General features: G+C 45.0%; 8 protein-coding genes. 1 reads left to right on the plus strand and 7 read right to left on the minus strand.

Going from position 1 to position 11,536, the window contains the following annotated elements; translation table 11 throughout:
- Positions 1-188 precede the first annotated feature (188 nt).
- Positions 189-755, plus strand: coding sequence for a beta-class carbonic anhydrase (locus SFC66_RS14010; RefSeq protein WP_411219359.1), 567 nt, complete (start codon positions 189-191; stop codon positions 753-755).
- 227 nt (positions 756-982) lie between these two features.
- Here SFC66_RS14010 and SFC66_RS14015 read toward each other — a convergent pair whose 3' ends face one another.
- From SFC66_RS14015 to SFC66_RS14045, 7 genes are all read right to left on the minus strand, one after another.
- Complete coding sequence (locus SFC66_RS14015) at positions 983-2,059, minus strand: undecaprenyldiphospho-muramoylpentapeptide beta-N-acetylglucosaminyltransferase (protein ID WP_411219360.1); 1,077 nt, start codon at positions 2,057-2,059, stop codon at positions 983-985.
- 212 nt (positions 2,060-2,271) lie between these two features.
- A complete protein-coding gene (gene yhbH, locus SFC66_RS14020; protein WP_411219361.1) occupies positions 2,272-3,435 on the minus strand; it encodes a sporulation protein YhbH in 1,164 nt (387 codons plus the stop codon).
- An 82-nt stretch (positions 3,436-3,517) separates the two neighbouring features.
- The gene (locus SFC66_RS14025; RefSeq protein ID WP_411219362.1) at positions 3,518-4,636 is read right to left on the minus strand and encodes a Ger(x)C family spore germination protein; all 1,119 of its coding nucleotides are present in this window, start codon (positions 4,634-4,636) and stop codon (positions 3,518-3,520) included.
- Positions 4,633-5,742 (minus strand): GerAB/ArcD/ProY family transporter, encoded by a 1,110-nt coding sequence (locus SFC66_RS14030; RefSeq protein ID WP_411219363.1) that lies wholly within the window; start codon positions 5,740-5,742, stop codon positions 4,633-4,635. The genes SFC66_RS14025 and SFC66_RS14030 overlap by 4 nt, the downstream gene beginning before the upstream one ends.
- Positions 5,729-7,225: a spore germination protein gene (locus SFC66_RS14035; protein WP_411219364.1), complete on the minus strand. Its 1,497-nt coding sequence runs from the start codon at positions 7,223-7,225 to the stop codon at positions 5,729-5,731. The genes SFC66_RS14030 and SFC66_RS14035 overlap by 14 nt, the downstream gene beginning before the upstream one ends.
- A gap of 115 nt (positions 7,226-7,340) precedes the next feature.
- Positions 7,341-8,603 (minus strand): 2-oxoglutarate dehydrogenase complex dihydrolipoyllysine-residue succinyltransferase, encoded by a 1,263-nt coding sequence (odhB, locus tag SFC66_RS14040; RefSeq protein ID WP_411219365.1) that lies wholly within the window; start codon positions 8,601-8,603, stop codon positions 7,341-7,343.
- Entirely contained in the window at positions 8,600-11,446 is a 2,847-nt protein-coding gene (locus SFC66_RS14045) for a 2-oxoglutarate dehydrogenase E1 component (protein WP_411219366.1), read from the minus strand. Before SFC66_RS14045 ends, odhB begins: the two co-directional genes overlap by 4 nt.
- Positions 11,447-11,536 lie beyond the last annotated feature (90 nt).

Raw genomic sequence — 11,536 nt, forward strand, 5'->3', positions numbered from 1 at the left:
ACTGGTTTCCGGTTATTCATTTTGGGTTCCTCCTTCCAATTGTTATTTTATGCATAATAAGTATATACATACCTATCAATCTAGGTCAACGATATTTTCTAAAAATTTGAGCAATAAGCAATTAGGTAAACATCAGCCATGATGTGGTAAACTAGTGAAGACAATAAAAAAAAGGAGTGTCACGATCTATGTTATTAGATGACATCTTGGTTCATAACCAAAAATTCGTAGAAGACAAAGCATATGCACAGTATGAAACGGACAAGTTCCCCTCCAAGAAAGCTGTCATACTGACTTGTATGGATGCCCGCTTGCTTGAATTGCTGCCTAAAGCAGTCAATTTGAAAAATGGGGATGCAAAAATCATCCAAAATGCTGGCGCGATGCTCGTTGACACTTCTGACAGTGCCATGAAAAGTATTTTAGTAGCCATCCACGCTTTGAAAGGCGAGGAAGTCTTCGTAATCGGCCATAAAGATTGCGGTATGCACCATCTTCATGGTACGGATATGCTCGAACAAATCGGTAGACAAGGCGGAGATGTGGAGACATATTTGCGTCAATCTTCCAGTGAAGATATTGCCAACACATGGTTCGACGGTTTCAATAGTGTGGAGGAGTCCGTGGCAAGCAGTGCTTCTTTGATTGCAAACCATCCTTTGCTTCCAAAACAAGTACCAGTGCATGCTCTCGTGATTGATCCTGTGACTGGTGAACTGACCGTTATCAAAAACGGATACGAAAAAACTTCCTAAGAAATTGCATCATGTTAAGCAACTGATAAGAGAAGGGTCATGCATTTACATTGTATGACCCTTTTCCTAAATTCAATGACTTGCTTTGTATCTTTAACTCGCCAGTTTCTTCCCTATGTCACCTCTCCTTTGCCGCCTATAAAAGTGAAGCATACCTCTTACCTCTGTCAATTTACATAAAAAAAGAATAGCCACCCTTATTGGGACGACTATTCTATATATATATCTTATTTCTTTTTTGCATGTTCTTTTATGATTTCAATTACCCGTTGTTTTGCTTCTTGGCTTTCATAATGGCTCATAGCCCGTAATATTTCATTTTTGTGTTCTTTGAGATCCTGTAAATGCTGAATCAAAGTAGCACTTGTCAAATCTTCTTCTTCCAAGACATCGGCATAGCCTTGTTTCTTGAAGGAGCTTGCATTCAGAAGCTGATCGCCTCGGCTTGCTTTGCGGGATAATGGCACGAGCAGCATTGGCTTGCGCAGCGCCAGGAATTCGAAGATAGCATTCGAACCAGCACGTGACAAAACGAAATCAGATGCCGCGAATAGGTCGTTCAAGCCTTCATTCACATATTCGAATTGCACATAGCCGTCTTTCTTGATTGTCTCATCCAATTGATTTTTACCGCAAATATGGATGATCTGGAATTCCTGAAGCAATGTGTCCACGCTTGAGCGGACCGCATCATTTATTATCTTGGATCCGCCGCTTCCTCCCATGATCAGCAACACGGCTTTATCCGGTGAGAAGCCCAGATTCTCCAAGCCTACTCGTCGGTTCCCTTGAATCAATTCGTCTCGCACGACTGCACCGACCCACTCTGCTTTCTTGGCAGAAACATGTGATACCGTTTCAGCGAATGTCGTCACGACTTTTTTAGCAAATGGCATTGCCAGTTTATTTGCAAGTCCAGGCGTGATATCCGATTCATGGATGACCGCAGGGATATGGCGAAGCCAAGATGCAAACAGCACCGGCACCGAAACAAATCCGCCCTTGGAGAAGATGACATCCGGCTTCACTTTCCCCATGATCCGGTATGCCTGCATCGTCCCTTTCATTACTTTGAAAGGATCCTTAAAATTCTCCTTGGACATATAACGTCTTAATTTACCAGTGGAAATGCTGTGGTATGTCACGCCTTCCATCGGCTCAATCAGGTCACGCTCTATTCCATTCTTAGATCCGATGTAATCGATCTTCCACCCTTCCTGCCTGAATACAGGAATCAAGGCCACGTTCACGATTACATGGCCGGCTGTGCCGCCCCCCGTAAATAGAATCCGTTTTTCCTTCATGTTGTAAATCCTTCCCTTTCCCATTAAAAGCACTTCTCTATTTAATATATCTGTAATTTATTTGTAATATAAACGAAACATTTCGTCGCCTATTCTATCCTAAAGGATATTCAAAAAAAAAGAAAGGGCTTTTTGGCATATGACCAATATATGCTTTTTTGGGCACATTATTTCCAGAAAACTAAAAAGAACAGCAGTGAAAACACTGCTGTTTAAACAGAAACCTCTGCTTCTTCATTCGAGAAAAAGCGATGCATGGCATAAAAGACATCCGTCTTTTTACGAAGTACATAATAGCGGAATTTCGGATGATCCATCTTTCGGAAAATCTGCATCAACGTCGAATGCCGATTGTATTGATTCACTTCCCCGTATCCAAACATACTGGACTTTTCAAGCAGCTGATTGATCAGGCCGATACAGCGGCTGTTATCAGATGTCAGGTTATCACCATCCGAGAAATGGAAAGGATAAATATTGTAAGCTGACGGCGGATATTTTTCATCTATCAGCTGCAATGCTTTTCTGTACGCAGAAGAACAGATGGTACCCCCGCTTTCCCCTTTCGAAAAGAAAGACTCTTCATCCACCACATTTGCCTCTGTATGATGGGCGATGAATTCTATGTCGACAGTTTCATACTTTGTCCGCAGGAATCTGGTCATCCAGAAGAAAAAGCTTCTGGCTACATACTTTTCCCAATTCCCCATACTGCCGCTTGTATCGAGCATGGCGAGGACGACAGCCTTCGAATCGGGTTTTTCTATCGTGTCCCATGTTTTATAGCGTACATCCTCTGGATATATCGGTGCGAATGATGCCGTCCCGCTAAGCGCATTGCGTTTGAATGCTTCGAGCATCGTACGTTTTTTGTCTATATTGCCGACAAGCCCTGTCTTGCGAATATCATGAAACGCAATATCCGTCACAATCATCTGCTGTTCGTCTTTTTGCTCCAAATTCGGCAGTTCCAACTGACTGTAGAAATTCTCTTCCAATTCTTCGAAGGACACTTCTGCTTCATAATAATCCTGTCCCGGCTGATCGCCTGCTTCGCCTTGTCCTTTGCCTGGTGCTTTTTGCTGACCGCCGGCACGGCCGAGAACATCCCCTACCTTGCTATCGCCTTTTCCCTGACCAGCATGCTTATTCTTATCCTGACTATAACGTATTTTGTATTCATCCAACGATCTGATCGGTATTTTGATCAAATCTTTCCCATTAGACATAATGATATTTTCTTCCGTGATCAAATCGGGCAGCTTATTCTTCAATACTTCCTGGACTTTCTCCTGATGCCGCTTTTGATCATCATATCCTTTTCGGTGGAGGGACCAGTCTTCTTCTGACACTGCAAAATGGTTGGAATCACTCATTCGCCAGCCTCCCTTAAGATAATTAGTCTATCTTATGCGAGGATGCGGACATTGATTAAACAAACTATGGAAAACCATCAAATTATCTGAAAATTCCACGCGAACGAATATCAACATTGATATGCGGTACGATCTTAATCTCTTTGAAGTCTTTTTCCCAATCGAGTTTTTTCCAGTACCCTGAATGGTGACCATAGATACTGCGGCCGATTCCGAATACATCACTATTCGCTTTCTGGATGATGGCGATTGTTTCCTTCGCCTGGTCCGTCAATGCCTGCTCCAGATTTTTCTTGACCTCGGTCAGTTTACTCAGTGAGAGATGATCCTGCGGATATTCTTGTATCATTACGGTCAGATCCACAGTGATATCCGTCCTTACCTTATGCTGTTGATCCGGCTTGGATGTGATTTTACTGGAGAAGTCTTCGATATTGATTGTTGTATAGTTATCAGGTTCCGGACTCTCGCCTTCATGGATTTTGACAGTCATACGTGCCATTTTCCCCTTTATCTTTTTCATCAGCAAGAAGAGCGTGGTATGGTCGAATGGGATATCTTTACCCGTATAACTTGATCCGTGGAATAAGGCCAAACCTTCATAAGATACAGTCTGTCCTGCGTCACCTACTTGCAAAAGCGGTAATGCAAAATCTTCTCCCTCTTCATAAAGCTCCGAACCGATCGCTTGCAAACTTGTTTCGAGCGTGTTCGTCGTATCCACTTCCGATTCGATTATACCTTCTATATACTCACTTGGGCGCATCTCGGATTTCGGAACCACTTTCAAGGCTTCCTGTGCATTACCTTTCACGACGACAGGTACTACATCAAGATGCATTCTCGGATCACGGTAATAGGCATCTATATACGGATAGATATCCTGACGGGCAAGTTTATCCCCAAAAAGGACGACATCAAGCTGGGATGGGCTGTACGTGGAGGACAGCCGCCTGTCGATATTCGTTCGCGCTTCAGAAGATGTATTTCCAGTTGCCGTAAGGAATTGAGTGGACTCCTGACCAGGACCTTGTGCACTGTTTTGCACGTTGGGAATGAGGATGGTATTCGTATAGACACCATCCTCTGTCAGATCATAAGCTGCCGTGATACCGAGCTTCACTTCTTTGAATTCCCTTGTATCCCAGCATCCTGACAATAGAAATGTGCAGCTCAGCAATATGATAGTCAGCTTCTTCATTGCTCCGCCTCCTTTTGCTTATCTTTTCGGCGTATGAAAGTCAGAAGGAATAATAAAATCGGGATGTAAATCGTGAAGGCTTCCGTAATCAAATCTTGAAAATCAATGATTCGTCTGAAATTGTCCTCCGTTAAACCTCCCCAATAAGATACTGCAAGCACAATTAGGGAAGATGTGTATACATTCAGCATTTTCTTCTTTGGCTTGGGTATTTTGGCAAAAGCTCTCTCGGCACCATAAAGATAAGCCGCAAAAGCTGTCATCGCAAAAACGGTCCACATGGCAAGGACGAAAATATCGATTCTTGTCATGACGACTGAATCAGCTGTTCGAAGCATATATAGAATCGGCTGTGATACATGATCGATCTGATCCGATCCGAAATGCGCAAAAGAAACGATGACTGTATATAAGTAGAACAAAATGACGATTATATTTGCGCCAATCAGCGTCCGGGATATCTGTTTAAAATCACCCTTTGTATAAGGAACAAACAGCAATAACAGCACATAACTGCTCAGGGAATAGATGGTGACACGAATTCCTTCCATATATCCCGAAAACGAAGCCTGTCCGATCGGAAGCAGGTAAATGAATTTTGCGTCGACGAGTCCGAATAGAAACAACAGTGATATCAGGAATAAAATAACCGCAAAGAAAGTGAATACCTTGGCAATTACCGTCAGTCCTCCTGATATGGTATAAAGCGCACTGAAGAGCAAAAGCAAATAAAGTACAGTGATTGGCGTTTCGGGAAGCAGCCATTGGTTGATGAGTTCCCCATAAGAAGTCAGCAGATAGATGGCAACAACTAGAAAATACACATAATAGCCACATCCCGCCACATTGCCCAGCGGCTTTCCAAAACTGCTTCTTAATACATCAAATAGACCTTCTCCGGGATAACATTTGCCAACATGCAAGATCATCAGTATGAAAACAGTTGAAATGACACCGCCTAGAATCAATGGTATCCATCCATCAGCGCCAGCAGCTCTATGCAGCACTGTCGATAGATTCAATACATCCACTCCAATTTGACTCTGGATGAAGATATAAGCTAGCTGCGACAAGGTGATTTTTTGGTTCTGATCACTTTTTACCATATTCATCACCTAGTTTATTGGACTTATATGGACGTGGCGATTCCAACTGCTCGGGCCGGCGTTTCATCAAAAATTGCGGCATGCGAATGACTGTATCCTTCAAATCGCGAAATTGAATCGGTGTGAAATAGCTAAGTCCCAATGATTCCATCCGGCAAAGATGAATGAGTACCATCAATAAACCAAATGCAATCCCGATGAAACCCAGCATAGAACTAAGGATGATCAGCGGGAAAGTTAATAACCGCAAGGAATCACTCATTTCATTCGACGGTACAACAAAGGAAGCCAGTGAAGTAAGGGCAATGACGATCACCATCAGATTGGAGACCAAACCAGCTGTAACGATTGCATCACCAATGACAAGACCTCCGACGATACCGATCGTCGAACCGATCGGCGATGGCAGCCGTATACCAGATTCCCGAATCAATTCTATGACGATCACCATCAGTACCGCTTCGACAATCGGCGGATAAGCAATATCCCGAATGGCACCAAGTACAGGCGAAATCAAAGCTTCCGGAATCACTTCATAATGAAACCCAACTACCGCAATATAAAAAGAAGGCAGCGTTATTGCCAGGATAAAACTGAACAAACGGATCAAACGGATATACGTTGCAACCAGCCAGCGTGTATTATAATCATCCGGTGATTGGTAGAAAGCATAAAACGTAACCGGCGCAATAAGGCATGTTGGATTGTTGGCAAAAAGGATCGCAATCCTTCCCTCCATGAGCTGTGCAACAGTCTTATCCGGTCTCTCCGTGCTCAAGAACTGCGGAAATATGCTGTACGTACGATCCTCGATATATTCGCTGAAGGCTCCTGCACTCAATAGTGCGTCACTGCTGATATTTTTCACCCTGTTTTCCAGTTCTGTCACGACATCGGGATTGACGATGCCATCCACATATATCAGAGCGATTTCAGACTCTGTATAGTCGCCCACTGTTTGCTTTTTTATCGTCAAGTCCCGATGCTGGATACGCCGGCGAATGAGATTGATATTCTGCTTGATGTCCTCATTAAAGCCATCATGCGATCCTTTGATGACTTTTTCATTCATCGGCTCCATGATGGCACGGGTCACATTTTGCTGAACGTTAAAAAAGTAACAAGTGGACTTTCCTTCTATTAAGTAGACTGCCTTGCCTTCCAAAAGTGCTGATACAGCTTTATTGAGATCATCACTTTCTTCCCGGTCTCTGAGCTTATGAATATCTCCATCCATTTCCCGCAGCGGTGCAAAAATATATCGATGCATTTTATCTGAATCTGTAATATCGTCCAAGTAGACCAATGCTTGCTTATTCCCTGGAAGCAGCCGTACTTTTACATCAGTTGCGTTTTTCAATTCATCCTGGATATAACGGATGTTCTTCTCAAGCGATATGGTAGATCGATGCGGCGGCATCTTGTCTTCCCGAATGACTTTTTCTTGTACGGACTGACTTTTCTTTTGTTTGAAAAACCCCATGCAGACGCACCTTTCCAGTTCCATTTCCGTTAGTTTGTGCAGGTCCAGGTAAGATATGTAGAAAAAAGAACGCAAAAAAACCGCCTTCTTTATAAGAGGGCGGTTTTTGTATCGTTTAACCTTCCAAGAGGAGATCGTACGGATCTTCAAGCAGCTGTTTGATGCGTACCAGGAACTGAACTGCATCTTTTCCATCGACGATACGATGATCATAAGATAAAGCCAAGTACATCATCGGGCGAATTTGAATCGTATCATCTGGCATTGCAATCGGACGTTTCTGGATTGTGTGCATTCCCAGGATACCAACTTGCGGTGTGTTAAGAATCGGTGTGGAAACGAGTGATCCAAAAATACCGCCATTCGTAATTGTGAAGGAGCCACCGTTCAGCTCATCCAAGCTAAGCTCTTTGTTGCGGGCTTTCTTGCCTAATCGACTAATCTCACTTTCAATGCCGGCAAAATCGAGTCTGTCAGCATCACGTACCACCGGAACGACCAGTCCGTCGTCTGTGGATACAGCAATACCAACATCATAGAATTTTTTCAAAACTATTTCATTGCCTTGAATTTCCGCGTTAATGTAAGGGAATTCCTTCAGTGCGCCGACGACTGCTTTCGTAAAGAATGACATGAACCCGAGCTTTACATCATGCTTTTCCAGGAATTTATCTTTCCGTTCACTGCGAAGCTGCATGACAGCTGTCATATCGACTTCATTGAAAGTGGTGAGCATGGCAGAAGTGTGCTGTGCTTCCACCAGTCTATTTGCAATCGTCTGACGGCGGCGTGTCATTTTGACACGCTCGACAGGCTTATCGAATTCCGTTTTCTCCGACTGCTTTTGTTTTTCGGCTTTTGCCTGCTTGGCAGGCTTCTCTTTCGGTTTGGCTGCTTCCTCGACGTCTTCTGGACGTACTCTGCCTAAAGGATCACGTGCTGTAATGTCATCAAGACTGATTCCAAGTTCACGGGCACGCTTGCGGGCTGCCGGAGTTGCCAGTGTATTTTTAGCTGCAGCCGGTTCAGCCGCTTCGACTTTTGTCTCTTCCTGCTTCTCTTTGGCCGGAGCTTCTGCGACAGCAGCAGCTTCCGCTTTTGTTTCTTTGGCAGCAGAAGCATCTTCCTCATCGCCAGCTTCGCCATTTTCATCGACTGTCGCAATGATATCGCCAACCTCGACATCATCCCCAGCTTCCTTCAGCAATTCCTTGACCACACCGCTGTATTCAGCATTGACTTCGACATTTACCTTGTCTGTTTCCAGTTCCAGGACAGGGTCTCCTTTTTCCACTTGGTCACCCGGGTTGACCAGCCATTCAGAGATTGTTCCTTCTGTGATTGATTCTGCCAGCTCTGGTACTTTCAGTTCCTTCATACGCTAACTCCTCCCTTGGACAGCTTTAAGGCTTGGTTGATGATCTGCTTTTGCTCTGTTTTATGGACAGCAGGCTTACCCACTGCAGGTGATGCACGATCCGGACGGCCGATATAGGCAAGTGTCTGATCTTCTGACAAAATGGCTTCAATTCTGTCACGGACGAATGTCCATGCTCCCATATTGCGTGGTTCTTCCTGCACCCACCTCACTTCACTGATAGAAGGATGGTCTGTGAGGATCTGTTTGATTTTCTGTGCCGGGAACGGATAAAGCTGCTCCAATCGCACGATATGGAGCTCTTCGAAAGCCCCTGTTTCTTTTTCCATCGCTTCTTCCAAGTCCACCATCACTTTCCCGCTTCCAAGGACAAGGGTTCTTGCTGTATCGGGAGTTGCCTCGTTATTGGGCTGAACTCGCAAGGACGAAAAGCTGCCTTCTGTGAATTCTTCGAGCTTGCTTGCCAGACGGGCACTTCTCATCAGACTTTTAGGCGTCATGATGACGAGCGGTCTGGCTTCTTCCTTTCCTCCCAGCTTCGCTTGTCTGCGCAGAAGGTGGAATAGCTGAGCGGAACTTGTCACATTGGCAATGATCAAGTTATTTTCAGCAGCAAGCTGGAGGAATCTTTCCACGCGGCCGCTGGAGTGCTCAGGACCTTGGCCTTCATATCCGTGTGGCAAAAGCATCGCCATATTGGATTTCTCTCCCCATTTGGCGCGGCCGGCAGCGATGAACTGATCGAACAGCACTTGCCCTGTATTGGCAAAATCACCGAATTGGGCTTCCCATAGGACAAACGTGTCTGGTTTTTGAACACTGTAACCATACTCGAAGCCGATGACACCCGCTTCTGATAACGGACTATTATGAAGTGCGAATGATTTCGCATCTTCCAATCCATGAAGCGGCGAATACGTTGCATCCGTCTCGACATCATGCAGCACCATATGCCTGTGGGCAAATGTACCTCGCTCTGAATCCTGACCGGTCAGCCTGATCGGTGTGCCATCCTGCAAGATGCTCGCATAGGCAAGAATCTCACCAACGGCCCAGTCGGCCTTTCCTTCTTTTTCAAAAGTCTGATGCCGTTTGGAAAGGATTTTGATCAGTTTTTTAAACACTTGGAATCCTTCCGGCCGTTTTTGAAGCTGTCGGTTTAGAGAGAATAATGTATCTGCCGGAACATTGGTTTCGATATCCGGCAACTCACATTTCAAAGCTTCCGGTTCCGGTTTAGGCATTTTTTCCTTAGCATCTTCTTCCTTCATACTCTGGAAAATGTCCTTCAGACGTTCATCGACTTGTGTACGCAGTGTTTCATAGCCTTCTTCCCCGGTGATGACTTCTTCTCCTTCTAGTTTCGCAGAGAAGATTTTCGCTGCTGTGTCATGCGCATCGATATCTTGATAAAGGATAGGCTGTGTCGAACGAGGTTCATCCATCTCGTTGTGACCATAGCGTCGGTACCCGACAAGGTCGATCAAGAAGTCCTTGTGGAAGCGCTGACGGTAGCGGAAAGCAAGTGATGCAGCAGCGACACAAGCAAGCGGATCATCCGCATTCACATGTACGACTGGAATTTCAAAACCTTTTGCCAAGTCACTTGCGTATCGCGTACTACGGCCATCACGGCGGTTCGTTGTGAAACCAACTTGATTATTTGCGATGATATGCACGGAACCCGCTGTAGTATAACCCGGTAAATCTCCAAGATTGAGTGTTTCGGCAACGATACCTTCCCCGATGAAAGCAGCATCTCCGTGAATGAGGATGCTGAGTGCTTTCGATGGATCTTGTTCCGGATAGCCCGGATTAGACGTATCATCCTGGGCCGCCCTGGTGAAACCTTCCACAACCGGGTTCACGAATTCCAAATGTGACGGATTATTCGCCAATGTGATGGTCGTATGTTTCTCTTGCCCTTCATGATGTTCCGCTACAGCACCGAAATGATACTTCACATCACCCGTCCAGCCTCCATGCAACCCTTTGGATCCTTCGGAAGGAAGCAATTCTTTTTCACCCGTATGATTGAATTCGGAAAAGATGAGATCAAAAGGCTTGCCCAACACATGCGCGAGCACGGATAATCTCCCCCTGTGCGCCATTCCAAGCATGACATGATCCGTATCGGCAAGACATGCTTCTTTGATGATTGCATCCAGCATCGGCACCATTGATTCCAGTCCTTCGATTGAAAAACGCTTCTGACCGACGAAGGTACGTGCTAAGAAAGATTCGAAGCCTTCGACATCTGTAAGGCGCTTCAGAATTTCCTTCTTGTCAGCGGTTTCCCACTCCGGGATATAAGAGGCGGCCTCGATTTGTTCCTGGAGCCATTTTCGTTCTGTATTATTTGCTACATGATCGTATTCAAAGGAGATGGTCCCTGCATATCTTTCCTTCAGCAATTGCACGGCATCCAATGCCGTATGTATATTTCCAGGAGCATCTTCCCACACATAATTAGCCGGTATATTCCTCAAATCGGTTTCAGTCAGCCCGAAATCCTCCATTTCAGTTAGCACGGCTGTTTCCTCGTGCTCACCGCCCACTGGATAAATATCCGCTTCCAAGTGCCCGTAACGGCGAATAGCTTCGACAAGCTGAATCGCAGCCTTCATTTTCCTGATGGAGAATTCAGAAGGTCCTGCATCTGGTGCGTCTCCCCTTTGACGCTGTGCCAAATGCGGTTCTCCATGTGTATCGAATAATTCTTTCAACGATGCATCCACTGATTCCGGATCCTGCCTGTATTTGTCGTATTGCTCCTCCACGTAACCCATATTCGGTCCATGGAAGTTCTCCCAGAATCTTTCGCTAGATTCCTTTTGTCCCACGACTGCTCCCCCCAATAGAAGTAACTTTTTTTAAATGATAAAGGCTTAGAAATTGGAAATAAAATTAAGTGGTTCGTTTCGTTTTCACAC

The sequence above is a fragment of the Terribacillus saccharophilus genome (assembly GCF_046592895.1).
Classification (GTDB): Bacteria; Bacillota; Bacilli; order Bacillales; family Amphibacillaceae; genus Terribacillus; species Terribacillus saccharophilus_D.